Annotated in this window: 27 protein-coding genes; 22 read left to right on the forward strand and 5 right to left on the reverse strand. The window is 43.3% G+C overall.

Annotated features, from left to right (window positions below; all coding sequences use genetic code 11):
- The first annotated feature begins 54 nt into the window (after positions 1-54).
- From A4G17_RS01735 to A4G17_RS01750, 4 genes are all read left to right on the forward strand, one after another.
- Positions 55-726, forward strand: a complete 672-nt coding sequence (locus A4G17_RS01735) for a response regulator (protein WP_123956953.1) — start codon at positions 55-57, stop codon at positions 724-726.
- Positions 713-2,068 carry a quorum sensing histidine kinase QseC gene (qseC, locus tag A4G17_RS01740; protein ID WP_123957081.1) on the forward strand — a complete coding sequence of 452 codons (1,356 nt, stop codon included), beginning with the start codon at positions 713-715 and terminating at the stop codon, positions 2,066-2,068. Before A4G17_RS01735 ends, qseC begins: the two co-directional genes overlap by 14 nt.
- Positions 2,069-2,181: 113 nt before the next feature.
- The gene (locus A4G17_RS01745; protein ID WP_123956954.1) at positions 2,182-2,892 is read left to right on the forward strand and encodes an AzlC family ABC transporter permease; all 711 of its coding nucleotides are present in this window, start codon (positions 2,182-2,184) and stop codon (positions 2,890-2,892) included.
- Positions 2,885-3,211 carry an AzlD domain-containing protein gene (locus tag A4G17_RS01750; RefSeq protein WP_236941019.1) on the forward strand — a complete coding sequence of 109 codons (327 nt, stop codon included), beginning with the start codon at positions 2,885-2,887 and terminating at the stop codon, positions 3,209-3,211. The genes A4G17_RS01745 and A4G17_RS01750 overlap by 8 nt, the downstream gene beginning before the upstream one ends.
- A 65-nt stretch (positions 3,212-3,276) precedes the next feature.
- Here the strand turns inward: A4G17_RS01750 and A4G17_RS01755 are convergent, their stop codons facing one another.
- Entirely contained in the window at positions 3,277-4,482 is a 1,206-nt protein-coding gene (locus tag A4G17_RS01755) for a ribosomal protein uL16 3-hydroxylase (protein ID WP_123956955.1), read from the reverse strand.
- A gap of 182 nt (positions 4,483-4,664) precedes the next feature.
- Here A4G17_RS01755 and A4G17_RS01760 point away from each other — a divergent pair, with 182 nt between their 5' ends.
- From A4G17_RS01760 to xerC, 11 genes are all read left to right on the forward strand, one after another.
- Positions 4,665-6,242, forward strand: a complete 1,578-nt coding sequence (locus tag A4G17_RS01760) for an AbgT family transporter (RefSeq protein ID WP_207948557.1) — start codon at positions 4,665-4,667, stop codon at positions 6,240-6,242.
- Positions 6,243-6,365: 123 nt separating this feature from the next.
- Positions 6,366-7,271 (forward strand): glycine--tRNA ligase subunit alpha, encoded by a 906-nt coding sequence (glyQ, locus tag A4G17_RS01765; RefSeq protein WP_123956957.1) that lies wholly within the window; start codon positions 6,366-6,368, stop codon positions 7,269-7,271.
- Between the two features lie 44 nt (positions 7,272-7,315).
- Positions 7,316-7,684 (forward strand): hypothetical protein, encoded by a 369-nt coding sequence (locus tag A4G17_RS01770; protein WP_207948558.1) that lies wholly within the window; start codon positions 7,316-7,318, stop codon positions 7,682-7,684.
- Positions 7,685-7,710: 26 nt separating this feature from the next.
- Positions 7,711-7,971: a hypothetical protein gene (locus tag A4G17_RS01775; RefSeq protein WP_123956958.1), complete on the forward strand. Its 261-nt coding sequence runs from the start codon at positions 7,711-7,713 to the stop codon at positions 7,969-7,971.
- A 9-nt stretch (positions 7,972-7,980) separates the two neighbouring features.
- Positions 7,981-8,601 carry a glutathione S-transferase N-terminal domain-containing protein gene (locus A4G17_RS01780; protein ID WP_123956959.1) on the forward strand — a complete coding sequence of 207 codons (621 nt, stop codon included), beginning with the start codon at positions 7,981-7,983 and terminating at the stop codon, positions 8,599-8,601.
- Positions 8,602-8,643: 42 nt separating this feature from the next.
- Positions 8,644-9,006: an endonuclease domain-containing protein gene (locus A4G17_RS01785; protein ID WP_123956960.1), complete on the forward strand. Its 363-nt coding sequence runs from the start codon at positions 8,644-8,646 to the stop codon at positions 9,004-9,006.
- 341 nt (positions 9,007-9,347) lie between these two features.
- The gene (locus tag A4G17_RS01790; protein ID WP_165894248.1) at positions 9,348-9,509 is read left to right on the forward strand and encodes a hypothetical protein; all 162 of its coding nucleotides are present in this window, start codon (positions 9,348-9,350) and stop codon (positions 9,507-9,509) included.
- 31 nt (positions 9,510-9,540) lie between these two features.
- Positions 9,541-11,604, forward strand: coding sequence for a glycine--tRNA ligase subunit beta (gene glyS / locus A4G17_RS01795; RefSeq protein ID WP_123956961.1), 2,064 nt, complete (start codon positions 9,541-9,543; stop codon positions 11,602-11,604).
- 65 nt (positions 11,605-11,669) lie between these two features.
- Positions 11,670-12,104, forward strand: coding sequence for an SEL1-like repeat protein (locus tag A4G17_RS01800; RefSeq protein ID WP_123956962.1), 435 nt, complete (start codon positions 11,670-11,672; stop codon positions 12,102-12,104).
- A 28-nt stretch (positions 12,105-12,132) separates the two neighbouring features.
- Entirely contained in the window at positions 12,133-12,423 is a 291-nt protein-coding gene (locus A4G17_RS01805) for a DUF5377 family protein (protein WP_123956963.1), read from the forward strand.
- A gap of 1 nt (position 12,424) precedes the next feature.
- On the forward strand, positions 12,425-13,330 hold the full coding sequence (gene xerC, locus A4G17_RS01810) for a tyrosine recombinase XerC (protein WP_123956964.1): 906 nt from the start codon (positions 12,425-12,427) through the stop codon (positions 13,328-13,330).
- A gap of 21 nt (positions 13,331-13,351) precedes the next feature.
- On the opposite strand, the gene fumC is transcribed toward xerC, so the two are convergent.
- Positions 13,352-14,746 (reverse strand): class II fumarate hydratase, encoded by a 1,395-nt coding sequence (fumC, locus tag A4G17_RS01815; RefSeq protein WP_123956965.1) that lies wholly within the window; start codon positions 14,744-14,746, stop codon positions 13,352-13,354.
- A gap of 181 nt (positions 14,747-14,927) precedes the next feature.
- Here fumC and A4G17_RS01820 point away from each other — a divergent pair, with 181 nt between their 5' ends.
- Positions 14,928-15,467 (forward strand): RBBP9/YdeN family alpha/beta hydrolase, encoded by a 540-nt coding sequence (locus A4G17_RS01820; protein WP_123956966.1) that lies wholly within the window; start codon positions 14,928-14,930, stop codon positions 15,465-15,467.
- Between the two features lie 127 nt (positions 15,468-15,594).
- Here A4G17_RS01820 and prmA read toward each other — a convergent pair whose 3' ends face one another.
- The gene (gene prmA, locus A4G17_RS01825) at positions 15,595-16,476 is read right to left on the reverse strand and encodes a 50S ribosomal protein L11 methyltransferase (RefSeq protein ID WP_123956967.1); all 882 of its coding nucleotides are present in this window, start codon (positions 16,474-16,476) and stop codon (positions 15,595-15,597) included.
- Between the two features lie 23 nt (positions 16,477-16,499).
- On the opposite strand from prmA, the gene A4G17_RS01830 reads away from it, so the two are divergent.
- Entirely contained in the window at positions 16,500-16,799 is a 300-nt protein-coding gene (locus A4G17_RS01830) for a hypothetical protein (protein WP_165894249.1), read from the forward strand.
- A 154-nt stretch (positions 16,800-16,953) separates the two neighbouring features.
- Here the strand turns inward: A4G17_RS01830 and tldD are convergent, their stop codons facing one another.
- Positions 16,954-18,399, reverse strand: coding sequence for a metalloprotease TldD (gene tldD / locus A4G17_RS01835; protein ID WP_123956968.1), 1,446 nt, complete (start codon positions 18,397-18,399; stop codon positions 16,954-16,956).
- A gap of 197 nt (positions 18,400-18,596) precedes the next feature.
- Between tldD and A4G17_RS10270 the strand changes: the two genes are divergently transcribed.
- A complete protein-coding gene (locus A4G17_RS10270) occupies positions 18,597-21,383 on the forward strand; it encodes a tetratricopeptide repeat protein (RefSeq protein WP_165894241.1) in 2,787 nt (928 codons plus the stop codon).
- Positions 21,384-21,425: 42 nt separating this feature from the next.
- Here A4G17_RS10270 and A4G17_RS01845 read toward each other — a convergent pair whose 3' ends face one another.
- Positions 21,426-22,043 (reverse strand): glutathione S-transferase family protein, encoded by a 618-nt coding sequence (locus tag A4G17_RS01845; protein ID WP_123956970.1) that lies wholly within the window; start codon positions 22,041-22,043, stop codon positions 21,426-21,428.
- A gap of 106 nt (positions 22,044-22,149) precedes the next feature.
- Here A4G17_RS01845 and sfsA point away from each other — a divergent pair, with 106 nt between their 5' ends.
- From sfsA to hslU, 4 genes are all read left to right on the forward strand, one after another.
- The gene (sfsA, locus tag A4G17_RS01850) at positions 22,150-22,860 is read left to right on the forward strand and encodes a DNA/RNA nuclease SfsA (protein WP_123956971.1); all 711 of its coding nucleotides are present in this window, start codon (positions 22,150-22,152) and stop codon (positions 22,858-22,860) included.
- A gap of 127 nt (positions 22,861-22,987) precedes the next feature.
- Entirely contained in the window at positions 22,988-23,152 is a 165-nt protein-coding gene (locus A4G17_RS01855; protein WP_418886399.1) for a glycine zipper 2TM domain-containing protein, read from the forward strand.
- A gap of 160 nt (positions 23,153-23,312) precedes the next feature.
- Positions 23,313-23,834, forward strand: a complete 522-nt coding sequence (gene hslV, locus A4G17_RS01860; RefSeq protein ID WP_123956973.1) for an ATP-dependent protease subunit HslV — start codon at positions 23,313-23,315, stop codon at positions 23,832-23,834.
- Between the two features lie 174 nt (positions 23,835-24,008).
- Positions 24,009-25,331 carry an HslU--HslV peptidase ATPase subunit gene (gene hslU / locus A4G17_RS01865; protein WP_123956974.1) on the forward strand — a complete coding sequence of 441 codons (1,323 nt, stop codon included), beginning with the start codon at positions 24,009-24,011 and terminating at the stop codon, positions 25,329-25,331.
- The last annotated feature ends 12 nt before the right edge of the window (positions 25,332-25,343 follow it).

Genomic DNA, 25,343 nt, shown 5'->3' on the forward strand with positions numbered 1-25,343 from the left:
TATAGCGGGGCGGAAAATCTTTCGCCCCTACTTTTTTCATTCACAGGAAAAACCATGCGTATTTTATTAATCGAAGACGATAGCTTAATTGGCGAAGGGCTTAAAATTGGGCTGACCCAATCAGGGTTCAGCGTTGATTGGTTTACCGATGGGAAAACAGGATTAGATGCACTGGCAACCGCACCTTACGATGCTGTTGTACTGGATCTTACGTTGCCCAAAATGGATGGTTTAGACATACTTCAACAGTGGCGAAAAGCCAATCAAGACGCCCCCGTCTTAATTCTCACCGCCCGCGATACATTGGATGAACGCGTTAAAGGGCTACAACTCGGTGCCGATGATTATTTATGCAAGCCTTTTGCCTTATCTGAAGTGGTTGCTCGCTTACAAGCACTTATTCGCCGCCGCTACGGACAAACCAATCCCATTATTGAACACAGTTTGGTTCGCTTTGATCCGAACTTACGAAAAGTCTATTTGAAAGATCAAGAAATTGCATTAACAACCCGTGAATACCATTTACTTGCTCTCTTTATGCACAACAAAGATCGTGTTCTGACTCGTTCCATGATCGAAGAAAAACTCTACACTTGGGATGATGAAGTTAGCAGTAATGCGTTAGAAGTGCATATTTATAATTTACGCCAAAAACTAGGCAAGCAATTTATTCGAACGGTGCATGGTGTCGGGTATGCCTTAGGAAAAAATGATGAGAATCCGTAAAAATCGTAGCTTACGTTTCCGTTTAATCGTCATTCTTTCTATTGCAGCGATGTCTATCTGGTTGGTTTCTACTGCCGTTGCGTGGGTACAAGTCCGCAAAGAAGTGAATGAAGTTTTTGATGCACAACAAATTCTGTTTGCTCAACGCTTGGCAACCTCCGATCTCCATATGCTGTTGTTAGACAAACACCCCAAACGCAAGAAATCGCTCAAAAAAGCCCATTTTGATGATGACGCATTAGCTTTTGCCGTTTTCACTCATCGGGGAGAAATGGTACTCAGTGACGGCCGAAATGGCGAGAACTTCACTTACAAACATCATATCGGATTTGCTACCACTAAAATCCAAGATGAAGATGATGATTGGCGAATTTTCTGGCTCCCGATTGGTGATGGACGATTAAGTGTTGCTGTAGGACAAGAAATTGATTATCGCGAAGATCTGATTAACAAAATGGTATTCGGGCAAATGTGGATTTGGTTTGCAAGCCTTCCTTTACTGCTGGCGTTCATTACTTGGTTGATCAATCGAGAGCTTTATCGTTTAAAACAAGTTAGCGAACAGGTGAGCCAACGCACTCCAGAAGAAACGACACTGATCGACACCACAGAATTGCCGAAGGAAATCTTACCACTTGTCACAGAACTTAATCAGTTCTTTGACCGCACATCAACAATGCTATTGCGTGAACGACGTTTTACGTCTGATGCAGCACATGAATTGCGTAGCCCACTTGCCGCACTCAAAATTCAGACTGAAATCGCCCAAATTGCAGGAGAAAACAACGAGCTAAGAGACAAAGCATTAAATAACCTGACACAAGGCATCAACCGCGCAACACAACTCATTGAGCAACTGCTCACTCTCTCTCGTTTGGATAACTTAAAGGCACTTGAAGGTGTTGAAGATATACACTGGGAGAAATTGATTCCATCCATTATTAGCGAGCTCTATTTCAGCGCTGAAAAACGCAATATGGAACTGATTTTTGAGCATATTGACACACCACCAACTCGCAAAGGGCAGCCCCTTTTGCTCTCGTTGCTCATGCGAAATTTACTCGATAATGCCATCAAATATGCGAACGAAGGTTCAAAAATCATGGTTCGCTTGGAGAAAAATGCCATTACCGTACAAGACAACGGCGGAGGGGTGAGCGATGAGGACCTAGCAAAACTTGGACAACGCTTCTACCGTCCAGCAGGGCAAAATGAAAAAGGAAGCGGTTTAGGGCTCTCCATTGTGCATCGGATCGCTGAGCTACATCACAGCCAAGTTCAAGTGGAAAATGCGTTTGATACGGAAGGAAATAAAGGTCTGAAAGTGACAATACGTTGGTAACAAGCGGTTAGATCCGCCCCAAATTTTGCAAATGCGTTTTACCGAAATTTGGTTATAATGAGACGAAGGAACTGGCCACACTGCCAGTTCCTTTATTTTATGTATGAGGTTTTATGTCGAATCAGTTTGAACATCATCTAGAAAATAGCTGGAAAAGTGCGATTAAGCTCACCACGCCCATTTTTATGGGGTATCTCGCCGCAGGCATTGCTTATGGCGTACTGGCAACCAATGCTGGACTTCCCGCTTGGTTTACTATTGTAATGTGTATCACCGTATTCTCAGGCACCGCCCAGTATGCAGCCATTCCTTTTTTCGTCTCAGGTGCGGGGCTTGTTTCCATTTTTCTAAGCACACTACTAATGAGCTTACGGTTTATTTTTTATACTTTAAATATGCGAGAATTTCTTCCAGAAGAAAAGCCCCAACGCACCTTAAGTATTAGCTATATGACCGATGAAAATTTTGCCTTGTTAAGCACTCTCCCCCCAACTGCTCGTCAATCAATGATGTTCAAAGCAACAATGTTAGGCGTAGGCTATTGGACATTCGCAACCATTGTTGGCATTGTGCTAGGAGACTCCATTTCTCGCTATATTCCCAATCTAGATTTTGCACTGCCATGTTTATTTGCCATTTTAGCGTATGAACAATACAAAACCCAAAAACAGTGGAAATCCATTTTCATTGCGCTTGTGGGCTTTCTGCTCGCCCGCCAAATCAGCGATAGCTCGGTATTATTAATTGCCATCTTGATTGCGATTGTTATTGTTGCCCTATTACCGCAATCTTTCACTCGTAACAAGGAGCAAACCAATGACTGATTGGGAAATGATGTTAATGCTCGTCGCATTAACGCTCGGCACACAACTTCCACGCTTTATCCCACAGGTGTTGCCTAAAACATTACTTGCACATCCGATTTTGCAAAAACTCAACAAAATGTTACCGCTTGTGATTATGCTACTGCTCGTACTAACCAGCCTCAGCCTGCCAACAGCCACACATGATTATTCACGCTTTTTTGCTCAGATTGTGTCACTCGTTGCCGTTGTACTCAGCTACAAATGGCTGAATAACATCTTGCTCAGCGTTACCCTTGGGATTTTAAACGTGAACTTATTGTTGTGGATAATCGGATAATCTACGACACCAACAAACACATAGAGGCGTTTTAAACGCCTCTATTTTTATTGGATCTCGAAAATTTATTCACCTTCTTCTAATGTTACCCAACCACTGTCGAGCCAGTCGCACAGGGTATCGAGTAATAACTCAAGTTCGTCTTGGTTTTCGACCCGCGAGGCGAGTTTATTCCACGAAATCGCATCACCGTTGGCAATACGAATCAACAAATTCGCTTCTGCTTCGTTTAATTCATCGATCCATTCACCATTCACATAAACCCGCAACGGATTTTCCGTGTAAAGCATTTTGACGTTGGCATCTTGTTGAATCCAACCGCCCGCTTCCAACACTTCTTGCACTTCATCTGGATAAAATTCGTTGTCTTCAGTGAGCTGTTCATAACGGCGAGCACTCACCGCAGTCGCCACGCTATGAGTAAACAGCTCATCAAATTGGCTCGACTGCTGCAATAAATCAATCAGTTGGGTTTTGAGTGTCGCCACCATTTTTGGATCGAGTAACGCATTCGGCTGAGCGTTTGGCGATAAACGGAACGGAATGGCAAATTGCGAACTTGGCAAAATATCGCTTTGGTGTTCAATGGTTTTGCACAGGTTTTCGAGCAAATCCGTCGCATTCGGGAAACGCAAGCCAAACGAGAACGTTAAGCAATCATCTTGTGCCACGCCGTAGTGCGACAAGCGAGACGGTACATACAACACATCGCCTGGGGCAAGCACTTCATCAAAAATGATGTCGCCCATATCATCAAAAATGCGGATCGGCTGATTCGCTTTAAACTCTGTGCTGGCATCGCACCATTTCCCAAGCTGCCAGCGGCGGTGTCCATAACCCTGCACCAAAAAGACATCGTATTCATCATAGTGACGGCCAACCGAACCACCCGCTGGAGCGTAAGAGACCATAATATCATCCCGCTGCCATTGCGGAATGTAGCCAAAGGCTTGCCACAACGCACCAAGTTCAGGCGACCATTGCTCTAAATTTTGCACCAGCACAGACCACTGTTCAGGCAAGTGTTCAAAATCCTCCTCAGCCAGCGGGCTGCGTTTGAGCGACCATTTCTCGCCGTCTTCGGTTTGGTGTGTTTGGATTAAACGCGCAGTCACCTCCTCTTCCTGAGCCAACTCGATAATATCCGCTGGTTCAAATAGCCCCACAATTTGCGGCAAGCCGTTGCGGATCACAAGCGGTCGTTTCTGCCAATAATTTTGCAAAAAGCCTTCGGGGGTAATATTTTCAGGTAAGCAGAATGGAATGTTCATAGTTCGCTCCTTATGACTCAGGGTTTGCCTTAGTGTAACGCATTTTGTCGAGTAAAGGAAAAAATCTGGCGGGAGTTTTACTCATATCAAGAAAGGTAAATAATGTTTATTATTTTGAGTTTGTTAAAGAAATGTGAAATAATTTGTACAATTTTTAGCAACACAGTATGAGGAGTTTGCAAATGCAGCAAAATCAACCAAAGAAAGGGGGCATGCAACGCTTTTTGACCAGCGTCGAATGGCTTGGCAACCTATTACCCCACCCCATTATTCTTTTTATGTGGATGTGTACAATTTTGATCGTACTCTCTGCCATTTTGTCCTACTTTGGCGTCAGCGTTGCCGACCCTCGCCCTGCTACGGCATCTGCTCGTGCAGCAGACGGGATAATTCATGTTCGTAGCTTACTTAGCCAAGAAGGCATTGCTTATATGGTCAGTAGTTTGGTGAAAAACTTCACCAATTTCGCTCCGCTTGGTACGGTACTCGTTGCAATGCTCGGGGTTGGTATCGCAGAATCATCAGGGATGATTTCAGCGGCATTGCGTGGTTTGGTCGTAGGTGCGCCGAAAAAATTGGTCACTTTCACCGTTGTCTTTGCTGGGGTGATCTCAAATACCGCTTCTGAATTAGGCTATGTCGTTTTAATTCCATTAGCCGCAATGATTTTCCATGCTCTTGGTCGCCATCCACTAGCTGGACTTGCCGCCGCATTTGCTGGGGTATCTGGTGGTTATAGTGCAAACTTATTACTCGGCACCGTTGATCCGCTTCTTTCTGGAATTACTCAAGAAGCCGCCAAATTAGTTGATCCAAACTATGTTGTTGGCCCTGAAGCAAACTGGTTCTTTATGATTGTGAGTACATTCTTAGTCGCTGGCTTAGGTTACTTTGTTACCGAAAAAATCGTTGAACCACAACTGGGCAAGTACAACTCAGCAGATGCATCAGATACCGAAATTCTCAACAGCAAAATTGATAAACTCACCGCACTTGAGAAAAAAGGGTTGAAATGGGCAGGCTTTGCGATGCTGATTTTTGCCGCATTATTGGCTTGGTCAGTTGTGCCAGCAGATGGAATTTTACGTCATCCAAAAACAGGATTAGTTGCTGGTTCACCATTCTTGCATGGTATTGTCGTCTTTATTTTTATCTTCTTTGCAATTCCAGGCTACATCTACGGACGTGTGACTGGCTCGATGAAAGACAGCAAAGATCTCGTTAAAGCAATGTCAGGCAGCATTAGCTCACTTGGAATGTATATCGTATTGGTGTTCTTTGCGGCACAATTTGTGGCATTTTTTGGCTGGACCAATCTCGGCTCAATCGTGGCGGTGAAAGGGGCAAATTTATTAATTGATTTGAAACTCACAGGTCCATTACTGTTTATCGGCTTTATTTTAATCTGTGCGTTTATCAACTTAATGATCTCATCTGCTTCAGCACAATGGGCACTCACCGCACCCATTTTCGTACCAATGTTGATGCTAGTGGGCTATGCACCTGAAGTGATTCAGACAGCATACCGAATCGGCGACTCTACCACTAATATCATTACGCCAATGATGAGCTACTTCGGTTTAATCATGGCAGTGGCCGTTCGCTATAAGAAAGATACGGGCGTTGGAACATTGATGGCAATGATGATTCCATATTCTTTCATCTTCATTGTCGGCTGGACAATTCTGTTCTACGTCTGGGTATTCATTTTAGGGCTGCCTGTTGGCCCTGGTTCACACACCTACTATCCAGCTCCATAATCTCTCCTAAAGCAAGGCAAATGCCTTGCTTTTTTCATGCAAATTTGCAAAAAAATCCGCAAATCTAACCGCTTGCAAGCTATAATATCCGCCATTTTTTGGATATTTTTAGAGAAAATTAGAATGAGTGCAAAATTTAACGTAAAAACCTTTCAAGGTATGATTCTCGCCCTGCAAGATTACTGGGCACAGCAAGGGGCAACTATCGTTCAGCCGTTTGATATGGAAGTCGGTGCGGGGACATCTCACCCGATGACCTGCTTGCGTGCCTTAGGTCCAGAGCCAATGGCATTTGCTTATGTTCAGCCTTCACGCCGTCCAACAGATGGTCGCTACGGCGAAAACCCAAACCGTTTACAACATTACTACCAATTCCAAGTGGTGATTAAACCTTCACCAGACAACATTCAAGAACTCTATTTAGACAGCTTAAAAATGCTCGGTTTCGACCCAACGCAAAACGACATTCGTTTCGTGGAAGATAACTGGGAAAACCCAACTTTAGGTGCTTGGGGCTTAGGCTGGGAAGTGTGGCTCAACGGGATGGAAGTGACCCAATTCACTTATTTCCAACAAGTTGGCGGCTTAGAATGTAAACCTGTTACAGGCGAAATTACCTACGGTTTAGAACGTTTAGCGATGTACATTCAAGGCGTAGATAGCGTTTACGATCTTGTTTGGTCTGATGGTCCACTCGGTAAAACCACCTATGGCGACGTATTCCACCAAAACGAAGTAGAACAATCTACCTACAACTTTGAATACGCCAACACTGATTTCTTATTCTACTGCTTCGAACAGTACGAAAAAGAAGCTCAAGAGCTACTTGCCCTTGAAAAACCATTACCGTTACCTGCTTACGAACGCATCTTAAAAGCAGCACATAGCTTCAACTTATTAGACGCACGCAAAGCGATTTCTGTAACCGAACGCCAACGCTACATTTTACGCATTCGTGCCCTAACCAAAGGTGTTGCCGAAGCCTATTATGCAAGCCGTGAAGCCTTAGGGTTCCCGGGGTGTAAGTAAAAATACCATTCATTTTATTTTTGTTTAACTAGAAGAGCCTTTATATGAAAAAAGTCATTACATCAATTGTTATTACAACATTTTTATCTGCTTGTATGCAGACTAAACCAAATCCTATCCCTCTATCTCAAACAGGGGATGATACAAAATCATGTCAAATTATTTTGCATGAAATGCAAGAAGCTAAAAAAATTAAAGAGAAATCACACAGTGATAGAAATTCTCAAATTGGCTTAAATGCTTTTTTGGGCGTGAGTGGTATATTCCTACTTGTTCCATGGTTCTTTATTGATACTAGTAATGCTCATACTGTAGATATGAATGCGGCAGATGGACGTTTTAATCGTTTATACGCTATGGCTATAGAGAAAAAATGTTCAAATGTGATGGATTTTTATAAAGATAAGAACTAGTCAGAGATTTAGAGTAGATATGTATTATGACTAAACCCACATTATTTTTCGCCAATCTCTGCCCTGACACACCACCGTTCATGGCAGAATTGGAACGTTTAAAGGTAGATTATGAAGCGGTGGAAATTATGTGTTCAATGGCAAATTTCAAACATTTCTTAAAATTACGAGATAATCACCTAGCCTTTGAGCAAGCCAAACAAAATGGTTATATCGGTATTCCAGCTCTACTTTTGGGTGATGAGGTTTATCTAAATTTAAACGAGCTTGAACCGTTATTTAAGTAAGGAAATAAAATGAAACTCTGGCATTCAACCACAAGCCCATATGTTCGCAAAGTGATGGCGGTAATTAAACATCACAAGCTAGATGATCAAATTGAATTGATGACTATTCAATCTTCTTTTGATCCCAATTCGCCACATAATCAAGATAATCCGCTCGGTCGAGTGCCTGCGTTACAAATGGATAACGGCGAATGGCTATATAACAGCCATGTGATTTGTGAGTATTTGGATCATTTAGGGGCAAACAGTCAGCCAGAGCATCTTTTATTGCCACGCAATAGTGAGCGTTGGAAAGTGCTACAGCTCCACGCACTGACCGACGGCATTATGGAGAACACGCTACCGATTATTTCTGAACGTCTACTTCGCCCTGAAAATGAATGGTGGACAGCTCGTCATCAACTACTTACTGAACGAAATATCCGTAGTTTCAAAGAGTTAGAAAAGCATCTCACTCAATTTGGCGATGAGTTAAATCTTGGCACCATTTCCGCCGTTTGCTTGATTGACTGGTATCTCTTACGTAGCGAAAAATTAGGTATCAATCTCAATGAAATCGCACCGCACTTAGTGGAATGGGCGGGTAAGATGAATGAAAAATACCAAGCGTTGGGAGAAACGAAGCCATAGGAATAATTTTGCAAGCGGTTAAATTTAACGGAAATTTTGCAAATGAAACCTTATACAAAATCGTTAAAGCCAAATGCCCAAAAGTTGCGTTCAACCCAAACGGATGCAGAAAAGAAATTATGGGCAAGATCGCGTAATGATCAACTCAGTTTCAGATTTAATCGCCAAAAACCGCTTTTAACTTATATTGTTGATTTTTATTGTGCAAAGTCAAAGTTAGTAATTGAACTTGATGGCGGACAACATTACGACAATGAGCATCAAGTAAAAGATAAAATGAGAGATTTAGAATTACAATCTCTTGGGTTAACGGTTTTACGTTTTGACAACAGACAAGTAATGTTAGAAATTGATAATGTGGTGGAAGAGATTTATCAATTTTTGATAGGAGAAGTGGAAGATTAAATTAATTTCTTCGGAATTTGAGACTGCCAAATCTCCCCTAGCCCCTCTTTGCTAAAGAGGGGGATTAGATTTCCACAAATTAGCGTGAAGTGGAAATACTCAAAAATAAGATCGAAAAGTAGAATAAGTAGCTACAATCTCCCTCGATCAAGTTCCCCTCTTTAGCAAAGAGGGGCTAGGGGAGATTTGGCAGACTAAGATTGCGAAGTAAGTGTTAAATACCAGCTAGTTAAGCATTTATATTAGAAGAGCAAGGTAAAATTTATGAAAGAAAAAAGTATTATTGTGCCAATTCCTAGCTTAGTTTGTTAGTTAATGCAGAAAAAGAGAAGGGTTTTCCATTGACTCAAGAAGAAGTTATGAAAATAGCAGAAGATTGTACTTGCATTAGGATGAATTATTCTGATTTTATAGAATTATCAGAAAATCGTGGTTATCAAGATATCTCACCTGAATACGCATGGGAAGATTGGTTAGCCATTAAAGAATTTATAGTAAATTAGTTATATTGAGATTTTATAAGAGAAAAACAAAATGAAACAAAACTTCCTCGCCGAGATCGGCACTGAAGAGTTGCCACCGAAGGCACTCAAAAAATTAGCGACCGCATTTGCGGAGAATGTAGAGCAAGAGTTAAACCAAGCGGGGTTGGCTTTTGACAAAGTAGAATGGTTTGCAGCACCACGCCGTTTGGCGGTGAAGGTGCTAGGTTTGGCGGAAAGTCAGCCGAGCAAAGAAGTTGAAAAGCGTGGACCAGCGGTGTCGGCGGCGTTTGATGCTGAAGGTAAGCCAACCAAAGCGGCAGAAGGCTGGGCGAAAGGCTGTGGCATTGCTGTTGAACAGGCAGAGCGTATCGCTACCGACAAAGGTGAGTGGCTGGTACATCGTGCGGTGATTGAAGGTCAGCCGACCAAAAACTTGCTAGTTGGCATTATCAGCAACGCTTTGGCGAAATTACCTATCCCGAAAACCATGCGTTGGGGCGATAAAAGCGAACAGTTCGTTCGCCCTGTGCATACGGTGACGTTGCTGTTCGGTGCAGAGTTAATTGAAGGCGAAATTTTAGGCGTAGCAAGCGGTCGCACTATTCGTGGGCACCGTTTCCTTGGCGAGCCTGAATTCCAAATCGACAACGCTGATCAATATCCACAGTTACTCAAAGAAAAAGGCTCGGTGATTGCTGATTTCAACGAGCGTCGTGCAGAAATTTTTGCAAAATCTCAGCAAAAAGCGACCGCTCTCGGTGGCGTTGCGGACATTGAAGACGACTTATTAGATGAAGTCACTTCCTTGGTGGAATATCCAAATGTCTTAGCGGCGAAATTTGAAGATCGTTTCCTTGCTGTGCCAGCGGAAGCCTTGGTTTACACCATGAAAGGCGACCAAAAATATTTCCCGATTTATGACAAAGAGGGCAAATTATTACCGCACTTTATCTTTGTATCGAATATCAATCCTGAAGATCCAAGCAAGATTATTGAAGGAAACGAAAAAGTGGTTCGCCCACGTTTAACCGATGCCGAGTTCTTCTTCAAAACTGACTTAAAACAGCGTTTAGAAGACCAACTTCCACGCTTGGAAACGGTTTTATTCCAACAACAGCTTGGCACATTGCGTGATAAAACCGCTCGTATTGAACAACTTGCAGGGGAAATTGCGAAACAAATTGGTGCAGACGAAGCCAAAGCGAAACGTGCGGGCTTGCTCTCTAAATGCGATTTGATGACTAATATGGTGTTTGAATTTACCGATACCCAAGGCGTAATGGGAATGCACTATGCCCGTCACGATGGCGAAGATGAAGAAGTGTCGGTGGCATTGAACGAACAATATATGCCTCGTTTTGCGGGCGATGAATTGCCAAAATCATTAGTAGCAAGTGCAGTAGCTTTAGCGGACAAATTCGACACACTCACAGGGATTTTCGGTATCGGTCAGCAACCAAAAGGCAGTGCCGACCCATTCGCTCTACGTCGTGCCGCATTGGGGGCGTTACGCATCATCGTTGAGAAAAATTTACCGCTCGATCTTGCAGATTTAGTTAAAAAATCGACCGCTCTTTTCGGTGATAAACTGACTAATGCTAACGTGGTTGATGAAGTGGTGGACTTTATGCTTGGTCGTTTCAGAGCTTGGTATCAAGACGAAGGCTTTAGTGTTGATGTGATCCAAGCTGTATTAGCTCGCCGCCCAACTCGCCCAGCGGATTTTGACGCTCGTGTGCGTGCGGTATCGCATTTCCGTAGTTTGGAAGCTGCTGCCGCATTAGCCGCAGCGAATAAACGTGTGAGCAACATTTTGGCGAAAGCAGAAACCGCTATCGGCGAAATCAATGTGAACGCTTGCGTAGAACCTGCAGAAAAAGCCCTTGCGGAAGCCGTATTGAGCTTAAAAGCAGAAGTGGAACCGTTAATTGCTCAAGGCGATTACACAGCAGTATTGGATAAACTGGCAAGTTTACGTCAGCCTGTGGATAACTTCTTCGACAACGTCATGGTGAACGCGGAAGATCCCGCTCTCCGCCAAAATCGTTTAGCGATTTTAAACACCCTACAAAATCTGTTCTTACAAGTAGCAGATATTTCGGTGTTGCAATAAATTGCTCAAATCAGACCGCTTGTTGATGACAAGCGGTCGTTTTCTATAAAAATTTTGCAAATCACATGAAAAAACGATTAACACTATGGCTGCCTATTCTATTGGCAATCCCGCTATCGCCCCATTTCGTCTATGGGCAAGATCCAATTGAAGACGGTTGGCAGAAAGCAATGCAAGCCATTGAACAAGGCAATTTTCAACTGGCAGTAGATACTTGGTTGCCGCTTGCCGAAAAAGGTCATGCCGGCTCGGGAATCAATTTAGCAAAGTTAATTGAAGAACACATTGAACTCGCCGACAGCAACCCGCAAGTGGTCAATTTTATTAGAAAATCAGCTCATCGAGATAATATTGATAGCCAATTCTTGATGATCAAAATTTACCTTCATCAACAACAGCCCGAGAAGGCAAAATATTGGTTAAATAAAGCAGAAAACAACAAGCTACTTTGGGATAGTGACAAAGCCAATATTGAATATTATCGGAAACAACTTTTGTAGCATTTTTCGTCAATATAGGAAAGATAATATGACAATCAAAACCGAACTTTTATTTAGCAATCAATGGGATGTGCGAGTGAGTGACCCAGGTTTAGAAGGGGCGATGAGCCACTATTTTGAAACGGTTTCACTCAAGTTAGAAGCCCATATTGATGGCGAAAAAGTCCGCTATGAATTTACTCGCAAGGTCGAAAAAGAAGTCGAGAATCACTATATTTTCGACAATGTGGAAGATTTATTCAAATTCCTTGCCGAGTATTTAGGCCCTGTGGCATTGGGCAAAATTGGCATTCAAATTGGTAAATTGAATCTCGCCTAGTATGTCTCTTCTTTACGCTCAAACACAGCCCTATTGGGACTTTCTGCGAATTGAAAAGCAAGTCAGCCCACACACGTTGAGCAACTATCAACGGCAGCTTAAGGCAATTTGTGCACTGTTTACTCAAGCGGAAATTCTAGATTGGCAGTCTGTCGATGTTCAAGCGGTACGTTGGATGGTAGCTCAAAGCCATAAACAGCAGGGCTTGGGAGCAAAAAGTGTTGGGCTGAGATTGGTCGCCTTACGCCAATTTTTGGCCTTTCTTGTTGAAAAAGGCACGCTCAGCCATAATGTCGCAATTGGGATCAAATCGCCCAAAGCCCCGAAGCACTTGCCAAAAAACATTGATGCGGAGCAAGTCGCTCAGCTGCTCAATTCTGATAGCCATGATCCATTGGATCTGCGGGATTTGGCAATGATGGAGCTGATGTATAGTTCTGGTTTACGTTTATCAGAGTTACAAGGCTTAAACTTAGGCGATCTCGATCTTACCGTGGGCGAAGTGAAAGTACTCGGTAAACGCAGTAAAGAGCGGATTGTGCCTATTGGCTCAAAAGCGATTGCCGCCATTCAACGCTGGCTTAATGTAAGAGAACAATTCAAACCTCACGATAACGCATTGTTTTTAAATAAAAAAGGTGGGCGTTTAGCCCACCGTTCAATCCAAGCTGTGATGGAAAAATGGGGAAAACAACAAGGGCTTACCAGCCACTTACACCCCCATAAACTGCGGCATTCTTTCGCAACACATCTTTTAGAAGCCAGTTCCGATTTACGTGCGGTACAAGAATTGCTCGGGCATAGCGATCTGTCAACCACTCAAATTTACACCCATTTAGATTTCCAACATCTTGCAAAAATCTATGATGCCGCTCATCCAAGAGCTCGTCGAAAAAATAGGGGATGATTCACACCCCCTTATTCTCCGTTATTTCAAACTCCCCACCATATCTTCTGGGCGTACCCACTCATCGAATTGTTCTGCAGTCACTAAACCTAAGTTGATCGCTTCTTCTTTGAGAGTTGTACCATTTTTGTGAGCTGTTTTGGCAATTTTCGCTGCATTTTCGTAACCAATATGGGTATTTAATGCCGTGACGAGCATTAATGATTGCTCTAATTGCTGTTTAATACGTGGGTAGTTTGGCTCGATACCGATTGCACAATGTTCATCGAATGACACACATGCATCGCCCAATAATTGTGCAGATTGCAAGAAATTGTACGCCATAACTGGCTTGTACACATTCAATTGGAAATGTCCTTGTGTACCAGCGAATGAGATAGTGACATCATTACCCAACACTTGAGCACAAACCATGGTCATCGCTTCGCATTGAGTTGGGTTCACTTTACCTGGCATAATGGACGATCCTGGCTCATTCTCAGGGATTAAAATTTCACCAATACCAGAACGTGGACCTGACGCCAACAAACGCACATCATTCGCAATTTTGTAGAGTGAAACCGCCAGTTGTTTTAACGCACCGTGTGTTTCCACAATCGCATCGTGGGTGGCAAGTGCTTCAAATTTGTTTTGAGCCGTGACAAATGGCAAGCCAGTGAATTGAGCGATGTATTCCGCCACTTTCACATCGTAGCCTTTTGGTGTGTTCAAGCCTGTACCCACCGCCGTGCCGCCAAGGGCTAACTCACGCAAGTGCGGTAAGGTGTTTTCTAAGGCTTTGATGCCGAATGCAAGTTGTGCGGCATAGGCTGAGAACTCTTGACCAAGAGTAAGGGGCGTAGCGTCCATTAAGTGCGTACGACCAATTTTCACCACATCTTTAAAGGCTTCGGCTTTATCCGCCAAGGTTTTTTGTAAACGTTTTATGCAAGGCAAAGTGTGTTCAACCACTTTTTTGTATGCGGCAATGTGCATTGCCGTTGGATATGTGTCATTAGAAGATTGGGATTTATTGACATCATCGTTCGGGTGAATGATGGATTTTTCGCCTAATTTTCCACCATTAAGCACGTGGGCACGATTTGCTACCACTTCATTGACGTTCATATTTGATTGTGTGCCTGAACCGGTTTGCCAGATAACCAGTGGGAACTCGCCATCTAATTGCTTGGCTAGAATTTCATCACAGGCTTTAGCGATTAAATCGCGTTTTTCAACAGGCAATACCCCTAAATCGTGGTTAGCAAAGGCAGCGGCTTTTTTAAGATAACCGAAAGCTTCGATAATTTCGGCAGGCATTGAGCCTTCAGGACCAATTTTGAAATTGTTGCGTGAACGCTCAGTTTGTGCCGCCCAGTAGCGATCAGCAGGGACTTTCACTTCACCCATCGTGTCTTTTTCAATACGAAATTCCATCGTTTTCTCCTAAGAAATAATCAAAAAATAGCGATGAAATAGTACCACGCCACGCCCCGTGTCCGCCCAACTTTTTATTGGTTTTGTGATATGGATCATACTTTTGCAAGCGGTCAGATCAGCCAAGAATTTTGCAAAATTGTGCTAGAATCTGACCGCTTGTTTTTATAAGGAATAAAAAATGAAAGTGTATATTGTGCATGGCTATACCGCCTCCCCCGACAAACATTGGTTTCCCTGGTTAGCACGGGAGTTAGAGAGCATTGGCGTGCCGTGCGAACGTTTAGCGATGCCTGATTCGGACAATCCAACGCCTGAAAAATGGGTGGCGTTTTTAGAGCAGCATGTGCAAATGGATGAAAAAACGATTATCGTCGGACATAGTTTGGGCTGTATCACTTGGCTAAATTTCCTTGCCAAACAGCAGCTTACGCCAGCAGGTGCGATATTGGTTTCGGGTTTCTATCAACCGTTACACACCTTGCCAGAGCTTGCACCTTTTGCTGAATTTTATGCGAAACAGCCCACTTTGACGGCGTTTCCTTGCAAAGTGGTTGCGGCGTTGGATGATCATATCGTGCCACACCAATATAGCGATGCCTTGGCACAACATTTGCAGGCGGATTATTTCCGTTTAAACCACGGCGGGCATTTTCTCGACCGAGAAGGTTGGACAGCATTTCCGCTGGTGTTAGCCTTGCTTAAAGCGTGGATTGAATAGGTTAGGGAGATGTTGATGCCGCCCGTTTTTAACGAGTGGCAGAGAATTAACTCATCACAGACGAGCCGTATCAACGCAAACTGACCGCAACAAGCGGTCAGTTCCGTTGCATTTTTTGCAAATGGATTTACCGCTTCACGCCGGTAATTCGGCACCATTCTTCTTTTTCAACGACAGGATCAAGCTCAAAGGCGGTTTGATACGCTTCACATACGGACGCTGCTTGAGTGGCGAGAATGCCCGATAAACCAAGATCGCCTTGCGGTTTCACCAACGTGATTATTTGCGGGGCAAGTTCTTTCAACGGCCCAGCGAGAATGTTTGCGACCACTACGTCTGCGTGTAGATTTTGCGGTTGATCTTTGGCGAGAAAGAGTTGCAATTTGTCCGCCACGCCGTTCGCTTCCGCATTATTACGGCTGGCTAAAATCGCTTGCGGGTCGATGTCAATGCCAATCGCTGCTTTTGCCCCGAGTTTCAACGCCGCAATCGCTAAAATCCCCGAACCGCAACCGAAGTCGATGACCGTTTTGCCTTGTAAATCCAATCCATCTAGCCATTGCAAACAAAGGGCCGTAGTCGGATGGGTCCCCGTGCCAAATGCAAGCCCTGGGTCAAGCATCACATTCACCGCATTTGGATCAGGCACCTCTCGCCAACTTGGGCAGATCCATAACCGCCGACCGAACTGCATCGGGTGGAAGTTATCCATCCACTCTCGTTCCCAATCTTTATCTTCAATTTGTTCAATTTTGTAGGCAAATTCTGGCTCAATCACACCGCTTGTTTGCAATGCCGCCACGATTGTCTGCATATCTGTTTCCGCATCAAACAAGGCGACAACGTCTGTATTGCCCCACAGGCGAGTTTCGCCCGGCAATGGTTCAAAAATCGGTGTATCTTGGCTGTCCATAAAAGTGACAGACACCGCCCCGATTTCTTCTAAAAAATCACTGATTGCTTCTGCTTTTTGATCTGTGCTATTTAAACGAATTTGTACCCAAGCCATTGATATTTTTCCTTTTTATATTGATGATGTTTATCAAACATCACAAAGAAGATAAGTTCCCTACTTTCTTTGCTTCGCCAAAGAAAGTAGGCAAAGAAAAGCGACCCCAAGCGTTTCTTTTCCCTACGCTTATTGCTAACTTTTGGAACGAACTTTTCAAACTCGCTTGCGTTGCAAGCTCAAACACGAAAAGTCGTTCTCAAAAGTTTACGCAACCGCTGCGGCGAAACGCAGGGGAAATATGTTCTTTACAAGCGGTCAGTTCTAATGAAAATTTTGCAAATCGAAAAGACGGATCAGGTTCCCTTCTGAGCGGCTTGTGATTTCTAGGAAAATTTGTACTGTTTGAGCGTAGCGAGTTTACAAATTTTCCGTTAAAGAAATCACAACCAAGCGAAGCAGGGGGTGTTTCTTTGCTACTTTCTTTGCACAAGCAAAGAAAGTAGAAGGAACTTGCTCGATCGGTGAGTAGAAACCTTATCCTCGACCACCCACCGTAATTTTATCTAACTTCACACACGGCTGCCCCACGCCAACGGGGACGCTTTGTCCTTCTTTTCCACAGGTGCCGATACCGAGGTCAAGTTCCATTTTTTTGCCGACCATTGACACTTGTTGCATCGCTTCGATCCCTGAGCCGATAAGGGTTGCCCCCGTTACAGCTTTGCCTATTTTGCCTTTTTCAATCAGATAAGCTTCCGAGGTTGAGAACACAAATTTGCCCGACGTAATATCGACCTGCCCACCGCTGAAATGCGGGGCGTAGATGCCGAAGTCGATGGATTCGATCATCTCGTCAAATTCGTGGTTGCCTTCCGTCATATAGGTGTTAGTCATGCGTGGCATCGGCAGATGTGCATAGGATTCCCGCCGCCCGTTGCCTGTTGGGGCAACGCCCATTAAGCGAGCGTTCATTTTGTCTTGCATATAGCCTTTCAAAATCCCGTTTTCAATCAACACGTTACGCTGTGAAGGCACGCCCTCATCATCAACGGTAATGGAGCCACGCATATTGTCGACCGTGCCGTCATCGACAATGGTGCAGAGCGGAGAAGTCACCAGCTCGCCAATTCTCCCCGTGAAAAGCGATGACGCTTTACGGTTGAAATCGCCTTCTAAGCCGTGCCCGACGGCTTCGTGCAGCAAAATTCCCGGCCAACCTGCTCCAAGTACAATCGGCAACGCCCCTGCAGGCGCCGCAATCGCTCCCAAATTGACCACCGCTTGGCGAACGGCTTCTTTGGCGAGATAGACCGCACGGCTGTCGCCTGTGTGATGCGGCTCAAAGAACCAATTTAGCCCGAAACGTCCGCCCGCCCCCGCACTACCACGCTCCCGTTTGCCGTTTTTTTCCACTAATACGGAAATAGAAAGGCGAACCAGCGGACGAATATCTGCCGCGAGTGTGCCATCGGTGGCAGCGACCAACATTTCTTCATACACCGCCGACAAACTGGCATTGACTTGAATTACCCGTGGATCTTCCGCCCGAGCCATTCGGTCAACTAAATGCAGTAACTCCACTTTCTGCTCACGACTCAAACTTTCAAGGGGATTTAACGCTGGATAGCGTGGACAAGCGGTCACTTTCTTGAAATTTTTTACCAATAACTGACCGCTTGTTTGGCTAATTGAACGTGCCGCCATCGCACACTGCTCAAGCTGATTGAGCGTGATTTGGTCGGCATAGGCAAAGCCCGTTTTCTCGCCCGATACCGCCCGCACGCCCACACCACGATCGATATAAAACCCGCCTTCTTTGATGATGCTATCTTCCAACGACCAACTCTCGTCTTGGCTTAACTGAAAATAGAGATCGCCATAATCAATGTGACGATCGGAAAAAATATCTAACACCTTCGCCAACTGCGAAAGCTCAAGCCCACTCGGTGCAAGCAAGCTGTTTGAAACGGAATTTAACATTGCCTTTCTCGTTGAATAAAAATGGCGGGATTTTAGCAAAAAAGCGACACAAACGGTCAGATCCTGCGAAAAATTTGCAAATTTCTCACGGGAAGTGACCGCTTGTCTAAACTTGATTGCCATTTGATCAATTTCGGTTATTTTTTAGTTGCTTTTTAGTACAATAAGATATTAAAACGAGATATAGGAATAGCAAGATGACTCCTCAACAATTAATTAACCAAGGCAAAGAATTATTTGATAAAAAAAAATATCCAGAAGCGATTGATAAACTCAATGAAGCGTTAGGGAGTATTGCCGATAAAACTCAACATATTCAAGAACAAATTAATGCTCAATTTTTGCTTGGGCGTTGTTACTTAGAGCAAGCGATTAAAACTTCTAATAAAGAAACAGCAACATTACTCTTTGACAACGCGATTGAGCATCACACCAAGGAGCTTGAATTAGCTAAACAGCTCACCGATGAACAAAAACGCATTGAAGAACAAGTCTATGCTCAATCTTGGCTTGGGCGTTGTTACTTAGAGCAAGCGATTAAAACTTCTAATAAAGAAACAGCAACATTACTCTTTGACAACGCGATTGAGCATCACACCAAGGAGCTTGAATTAGCTAAACAGCTCACCGATGAACAAAAACGCATTGAAACACAAGTCTATGCTCAATCTTGGCTTGGGCGTTGTTACTTAGAGCAAGCGATTAAAACTTCTAATAAAGAAACAGCAACATTACTCTTTGACAACGCGATTGAGCATCGCACCAAGGAGCTTGAATTAGCTAAACAGCTCACCGATGAACAAAAACGCATTGAAACACAAGTCTATGCTCAATCTTGGCTTGGGCGTTGTTACTTAGAGCAAGCGATTAAAACTTCCAATAAAGAAACAGCAACATTACTCTTTGACAACGCGATTGAGCATCACACCAAGGAGCTTGAATTAGCTAAACAGCTCACCGATGAACAAAAACGCATTGAAAAACAAATCTATGCTCAAGATTGGCTTGGGCGTTGTTACTTTGAGCAGGCAATTAACACTTCTGACACACAAACGGCAAAACCACTCTTTGACAAAGCAATTGAACACAATCAAAAAAGACTTAAATTAGCGAAACAGCTAACCGATAAGCAAAAAGGCATTGAGCAACAAGGTTATGCTCAATCTACTCTTGGGCGTTGTTACTTAGAGCAAGCAATTAACACTTCTGATACACAAATCGCAGAATCACTCTTTGACAAAGCGATTGAACACCACCAAGAAAGACTTAAATTAGCTAAACTGCTCACCGATGAACAAAAACGCATTGAAAAACAAATCTATGCTCAAGATTGGCTTGGGTATTGTTACTTTAAGCAAGCGATTAACACTTCTGATACACAAATCGCAGAATCACTCTTTGACAAAGCGATTGAACACAATCAAGAAAGACTTAATTTAGCGAAACAGCTCACCGATAAACAAAAACGCATTGAAAAACAAGTCTATGCTCAATTTTGGCTTGGGCGTTGTTACTTAGAGCAAGCAATTAACACTTCTGATACACAAATCTCAGAACCACTCTTTGACAAAGCGATTAAGCATCACACTAAGGGGCTTGAATTAGCTACACAGCTAGCAGATAAACAGAAAAGTATTGAACAACAATACCATAATCAATCTTGGCTTGGGTATTGTTACTTAGAGCACGCAATTAAAACTGCTGATGAAAAAACCACAAAGCCGCTCTTTGACAAAGCAATTGAACATCACACTAAATGGTTTGAATTAGCTACACAGCTCACCGATAAACAAAAACGCATTGAACAACAAGGCTATTCTCAATATTGGCTCGGGCGCTGTCACTTTGAGCAGGCGATCAAAACTTCTGATGAACAAGAAGTAACATCGTTATTTAAGGAAGCAATTCAACACAAAGTTAACTATACTCACCAAACTCTTTTTGAGCGTTCGACAAACAAACATCAAAAAAGTATTTCTGAGATCTTAGCATCATTAAGCATCTTCCCATTTGAAGCAAGCAATACAACATTTGCACATTATACAAATCCCGATGTAACAGAATTACTTTTTGGATTAAAAGAAACTAAAAACGAAGATTCTGAAATAGAAAAATCACCTAAACCAATGCGAATGAATAGTGCGACGTATATGAATGATCCTTATGAAGGGAAGTCTTTATTCGAGTTTTTAGGTATTCCTGAAGCATCACTCGAAAATATCACTGAATTTCCGAAATATAATGCTTTTTTTAGTTGTTTCTCCCATCGAGTCAATGATCTCAATCAGTTCCGTTTATATGGCAAAGAAGATGGTGTAGAAGCCTCTGGCTGTTGTTTAGTATTTAATAAAAATAGAAAATGGTTAAAGCAAATTGATATAGCGAAAAGTTTTTCCTCAATGAAAAATGAAAGAGAAATTGGAAGCCCGATTTCTTCATCGGAAAAACATTATTCCCTTTACCAAATTGCTTATATCGCTTATTTAGATGATTATATCGACAGAAACAAATGCGAAATTATCACAACTAAACCCGATGAAAAATTTGCAATTTACTTACCTAAAGTAGGTAATAGTGATGAATGGCATCGTATTAGAGTGGAAAAATTAAAAAAGGCTTTAAAAGATTTAAGAGAAGAAATCTCAAAAACGAATAACGAAATAGAAAAACAAGATCTCGAATATATTCGCTATCTTTTTAAAGACTTTGCCTTTAGAGATGAAGAAGAGTTTAGAATTTTGACTTTAAAGGAAATTGGTAAAGAGACCGAATGTTGTGATAAAACCAATTCGGTATTTGTCCCTTACGCAGACATTAGCAATATGGTTGATGAAGTGATTCTCGGGACAAACTATGAAAAAACAAATCAAAAACGAAAAGTAGAAGTATTTCGCCATAAAATGAAAGAGCACTTTCCCGATGTAAAAATCACCCATTCATCTTTACCGATAAATGCCAATCCACCGACAAAGAAAGACTCATAAGAAAAGCCGCTAATTAGCGGCTTTGGTTCAATAAAGGGGAAATTAGCCTTTCAACCCTTCTTGCTCACGTACTGAATCTACGCCTTTGTTGGCTTCGACACGCTCCATAAACGGTTTTAGGCGGCTGAGATGGCTGAAGTCCAGTCCGATTTTTTGGCACCAGCAGAGCATAATGTAGAGATAGATGTCTGCGACACAAAGATTTTCGCCAAAGAAGGCGTGGGCTTCAAGATGTCGGTTGGCAACCGCTAAGTAGCCTAAAATGGTCGTGGCTGCGTGTTCGCGAATCTCTTGCAACAAGGTTTCGTTGTCTTTTACATAAGGCAATGGGCGGAAAAATGGGGCGAAGGCTTTATGCACATCAGAGTTGAAAAACGCTAACCAACGCATCGCTTTGGCTCGATCTTGGGGCGTTTGGCTGCCGAAAAGTTTGGCTTCTGGGTGCAGTTGATCGAGATAGAACAAAATCGCCGTATTTTGTGAAAGTGCAAAATCGCCGTCCACTAATAGCGGCACCGATCCTTGTGGATTCAGTTTCAAATATTCAGGGGATTTGATTTTCTCGCGAGTCACCGCTTCAGCTTCGTAAGGCTTGCCGATCCACTCTAATGCGGTATGTGGCACGAATGAACAAGCACCGGGGAGATAATAAAGTTTCATTGTCTTTTCCTTTTTTGGTTAAACAAGCGGTCAGATTCTAGCAAAAATTTGCAATTGATTGGAACAAAAGGCTAATATCGTGCCATTTTCTTTTCCCTAACGTGATATGCAATTTCCTGAACTTTCACACGGCATTTTACTTCGCCGTTACAAACGCTTTCTTGCCGATATTCAGCTTGAAAATGGCAAACAAATTACCATTCACTGCCCGAATACTGGCGCAATGACAGGCTGTGCGACCGTTGGCGATCGCGTTTGGTTTTCCACTTCAGACAACCCTAAACGCAAATACGCCCACACTTGGGAACTCACCGAAACCCAAACAGGCAATTTTATCTGTGTGAACACCCAACGAGCCAATCAGCTGGTACAAGAAGCGTTGGAAAATCACTGGATTAGCGAATTATCGGAGTATCAAACCATTTTACCCGAACAAAAATATGGTGAAGAAAACAGCCGTATTGACTTCCTATTGAAAAACGATGGCCAGCCCGATTGCTTTGTGGAAGTGAAATCCACCACCTTATTAACGAAAAATGGTATTGGTATGTTCCCCGATGCGAAAACAGAGCGAGGGCAAAAACATCTGCGAGAGCTCACCACAATGGCACAAAATGGGCATCAAGCCCTGATTTTTTTCGCGGTATTGCACACGGGTATTCAACAATTCGAAGTGGCAAAGCAGATTGACCCCCAATATGCCGAGCTGTTCGAGCAAGCCATTCAGAAAGGCGTAAAAGTGTTGTGTTATAAGGCAGAAGTAGAATGTGTTCAGAAAACACCAATTGGAGTGCATCTCCGCCGAAAAGTGACTTAAAAAAATCACAACGGAACTTTTTCATTAAACCACACTCTTATAAGTGCTAAGAGAATCTTCTTAGTACATTATTTTTATCGGAGTTTATATGAAACTTACTTTAACAAAATCACTGGCTGTTTTAGCGATGGTTATTTCACTCGGGGCTTGTCAAAACTTAGATAAAAAACAGCAAAATACCGCTGTGGGTGCCGCTGTAGGTGGAGTTGCTGGTAATCTGATATTCGGGGGGGCTGGTGCAACTCTTGGTGGTGCCGCACTTGGTGGCGTAATTGGTAGCCAAGTGAAGTAGCATTCAAATAAATTCAAACCCGCTGACTCGTTAGCGGGTTTCTTGTTTTATTCGCATCTCGCGGATTTGCAAAACTTTTATAAAATCTGACCGCTTGTGCTTGAATTTCCCCATTCCACCCCCATATCCCGCCCAGTTTTCTGAAAAATAAGGAATAAAAATGACAACGATTGTATGTGTTCGTCGCAACGGCAAAGTCGCTATCGGCGGCGATGGACAAGCAACCTTAGGTAACTGCATTGAAAAAGGCACAGTGCGTAAAGTTCGCCGTATGTATAAAGACAAAGTCGTAACGGGTTTTGCAGGCTCCACCGCAGATGCGTTTATTTTGCGTGATCTCTTTGAGAAAAAGCTCGAATTACACCAAGGGCATTTAGTTAAATCCGCTGTGGAACTAGCAAAAGAATGGCGTTCCGACCGTGCTTTACGTCGTTTAGAAGCCATGATGATCGTGGCTAACGACAGCGAATTTTTGCTCATTTCGGGTAGTGGCGATGTGATCGAACCCGAACAAGATGTGCTTGCCATCGGCTCTGGCGGCAACTACGCTAAAGCCGCCGCCCTAGCTTTACTTCGCACAGACAACCAACTCTCCGCCAAAGAAATCGTCTCCGAAGCCCTAAAAATCGCAGGCGATATTGATATTTACAGCAATCATAATCACGTGATTGAGGAAGTTTAGCGTATCTACTCAAAAAAAATCTGCCCCCGCTTGCGGGGGAAGTGGCGAGTGAAACGAGCCGAAGGGGGCAAAATCCAGTTATTCACTCATTCTTAAATTGCCCCCTACCCCCTGCTACGCAGGGTACTTCCCCCGCAAGCGGGGGCAGAATTGCCATCAAAGGAACAAATTACTATGTCAATGACCCCAAGAGAAATTGTATCAGAGCTTGATGCTCATATTATTGGACAACACGAAGCGAAGCGTGCGGTGGCGATTGCGTTACGTAACCGTTGGCGTCGTATGCAGTTACCTGAAGATCTACGTCAAGAAGTCACCCCGAAAAATATCCTGATGATCGGCCCAACGGGCGTGGGTAAAACAGAAATCGCTCGTCGTTTGGCAAAGTTAGCGAATGCTCCATTTATCAAAGTGGAAGCCACAAAATTTACTGAGGTCGGTTATGTCGGCAAAGAAGTCGATTCAATTATTCGTGACCTAACCGATGTGGCAGTGAAATTGGTACGTCAGCAAGCGGTCGAAAAAAATCGTTTTCGTGCAGAAGAAGCGGCGGAAGATCGCATTTTAGATATATTGCTACCACCAGCGAAAGATCAGTGGGGCAATACCGAAAGTGCGGACAATAAATCAACCCGCCAAATTTTCCGTAAAAAATTGCGAGAAGGTCAGCTTGATGATAAAGAGATCGAAATCGATATTTCCAGCCCTGTCAGCGTAGAAATTATGACCCCACCAGGTATGGAAGAAATGACCTCACAGCTTCAATCACTGTTTGAAGGCATGTCACCAAACAAAACCAAAAAACGCAAAATGAAGATCAAGGATGCTTTCAAAATTTTGATCGACGAAGAAGCGGCAAAATTGGTGAACCAAGACGAACTCAAACAACAAGCGATTGAAGCCGTTGAGCAACATGGCATCGTGTTTATTGATGAGATCGACAAAATCTGTAAAAAGAGCGAACACAGCGGTGGCGACGTGTCTCGTGAAGGGGTTCAACGTGATTTACTGCCGATTATTGAAGGCTCAACGGTGAATACCAAACACGGTATGGTGAAAACCGATCATATTCTGTTTATCTGTTCAGGCGCTTTCCAAGTGGCTCGCCCATCCGACCTACTGCCTGAATTGCAAGGACGTTTGCCAATTCGTGTGGAGTTGAAATCGCTTAACAAGGAAGATTTTGAACGTATTTTAACTGAACCCAATGCTTCTTTAACGCTTCAATATCGTGAATTGATGAAAACCGAAGGGGTAGACGTCGAATTTACTCAAAATGGCATCAGCCGCATTGCAGAGTCTGCATTCCGAGTGAATGAGAAAACCGAAAACATCGGAGCAAGACGTTTACATACGGTGTTAGAACGCTTGATGGATGATATTTCCTTCGATGCCAGCGAACGTTCAGGACAAAAAATTGTGATCGATGAAAACTATGTAAACAATGCTCTCAATGATGTGGTGGAGAATGAAGATTTGAGTCGATTTATTCTGTAACTTATCGCATAA

The sequence above is a fragment of the Frederiksenia canicola genome, assembly GCF_011455495.1.
Classification (GTDB): Bacteria; Pseudomonadota; Gammaproteobacteria; order Enterobacterales; family Pasteurellaceae; genus Frederiksenia; species Frederiksenia canicola.

Bases quoted from the DNA above. Each gene is read 5' to 3' on its own strand.
- A4G17_RS10270 (WP_165894241.1), top strand. From the start codon at position 18,597: ATGACTCCTCAACAATTAATTAACCAAGGCAAAGAATTATTTGATAAA.
- prmA (WP_123956967.1), bottom strand. From the start codon at position 16,476: ATGGCTTGGGTACAAATTCGTTTAAATAGCACAGATCAAAAAGCAGAA.
- hslV (WP_123956973.1), top strand. From the start codon at position 23,313: ATGACAACGATTGTATGTGTTCGTCGCAACGGCAAAGTCGCTATCGGC.
- A4G17_RS01800 (WP_123956962.1), top strand. From the start codon at position 11,670: ATGAAAAAACGATTAACACTATGGCTGCCTATTCTATTGGCAATCCCG.
- xerC (WP_123956964.1), top strand. From the start codon at position 12,425: ATGTCTCTTCTTTACGCTCAAACACAGCCCTATTGGGACTTTCTGCGA.
- A4G17_RS01750 (WP_236941019.1), top strand. From the start codon at position 2,885: ATGACTGATTGGGAAATGATGTTAATGCTCGTCGCATTAACGCTCGGC.
- A4G17_RS01785 (WP_123956960.1), top strand. From the start codon at position 8,644: ATGAAACCTTATACAAAATCGTTAAAGCCAAATGCCCAAAAGTTGCGT.
- A4G17_RS01855 (WP_418886399.1), top strand. From the start codon at position 22,988: ATGGTTATTTCACTCGGGGCTTGTCAAAACTTAGATAAAAAACAGCAA.
- A4G17_RS01830 (WP_165894249.1), top strand. From the start codon at position 16,500: ATGATGTTTATCAAACATCACAAAGAAGATAAGTTCCCTACTTTCTTT.
- glyQ (WP_123956957.1), top strand. From the start codon at position 6,366: ATGAGTGCAAAATTTAACGTAAAAACCTTTCAAGGTATGATTCTCGCC.
- sfsA (WP_123956971.1), top strand. From the start codon at position 22,150: ATGCAATTTCCTGAACTTTCACACGGCATTTTACTTCGCCGTTACAAA.
- A4G17_RS01820 (WP_123956966.1), top strand. From the start codon at position 14,928: ATGAAAGTGTATATTGTGCATGGCTATACCGCCTCCCCCGACAAACAT.
- A4G17_RS01775 (WP_123956958.1), top strand. From the start codon at position 7,711: ATGACTAAACCCACATTATTTTTCGCCAATCTCTGCCCTGACACACCA.
- A4G17_RS01770 (WP_207948558.1), top strand. From the start codon at position 7,316: ATGAAAAAAGTCATTACATCAATTGTTATTACAACATTTTTATCTGCT.
- A4G17_RS01745 (WP_123956954.1), top strand. From the start codon at position 2,182: ATGTCGAATCAGTTTGAACATCATCTAGAAAATAGCTGGAAAAGTGCG.
- A4G17_RS01735 (WP_123956953.1), top strand. From the start codon at position 55: ATGCGTATTTTATTAATCGAAGACGATAGCTTAATTGGCGAAGGGCTT.
- tldD (WP_123956968.1), bottom strand. From the start codon at position 18,399: ATGTTAAATTCCGTTTCAAACAGCTTGCTTGCACCGAGTGGGCTTGAG.
- qseC (WP_123957081.1), top strand. From the start codon at position 713: ATGAGAATCCGTAAAAATCGTAGCTTACGTTTCCGTTTAATCGTCATT.
- A4G17_RS01845 (WP_123956970.1), bottom strand. From the start codon at position 22,043: ATGAAACTTTATTATCTCCCCGGTGCTTGTTCATTCGTGCCACATACC.
- glyS (WP_123956961.1), top strand. From the start codon at position 9,541: ATGAAACAAAACTTCCTCGCCGAGATCGGCACTGAAGAGTTGCCACCG.
- A4G17_RS01805 (WP_123956963.1), top strand. From the start codon at position 12,133: ATGACAATCAAAACCGAACTTTTATTTAGCAATCAATGGGATGTGCGA.
- A4G17_RS01760 (WP_207948557.1), top strand. From the start codon at position 4,665: ATGCAGCAAAATCAACCAAAGAAAGGGGGCATGCAACGCTTTTTGACC.
- A4G17_RS01780 (WP_123956959.1), top strand. From the start codon at position 7,981: ATGAAACTCTGGCATTCAACCACAAGCCCATATGTTCGCAAAGTGATG.
- A4G17_RS01755 (WP_123956955.1), bottom strand. From the start codon at position 4,482: ATGAACATTCCATTCTGCTTACCTGAAAATATTACCCCCGAAGGCTTT.
- hslU (WP_123956974.1), top strand. From the start codon at position 24,009: ATGTCAATGACCCCAAGAGAAATTGTATCAGAGCTTGATGCTCATATT.
- fumC (WP_123956965.1), bottom strand. From the start codon at position 14,746: ATGGAATTTCGTATTGAAAAAGACACGATGGGTGAAGTGAAAGTCCCT.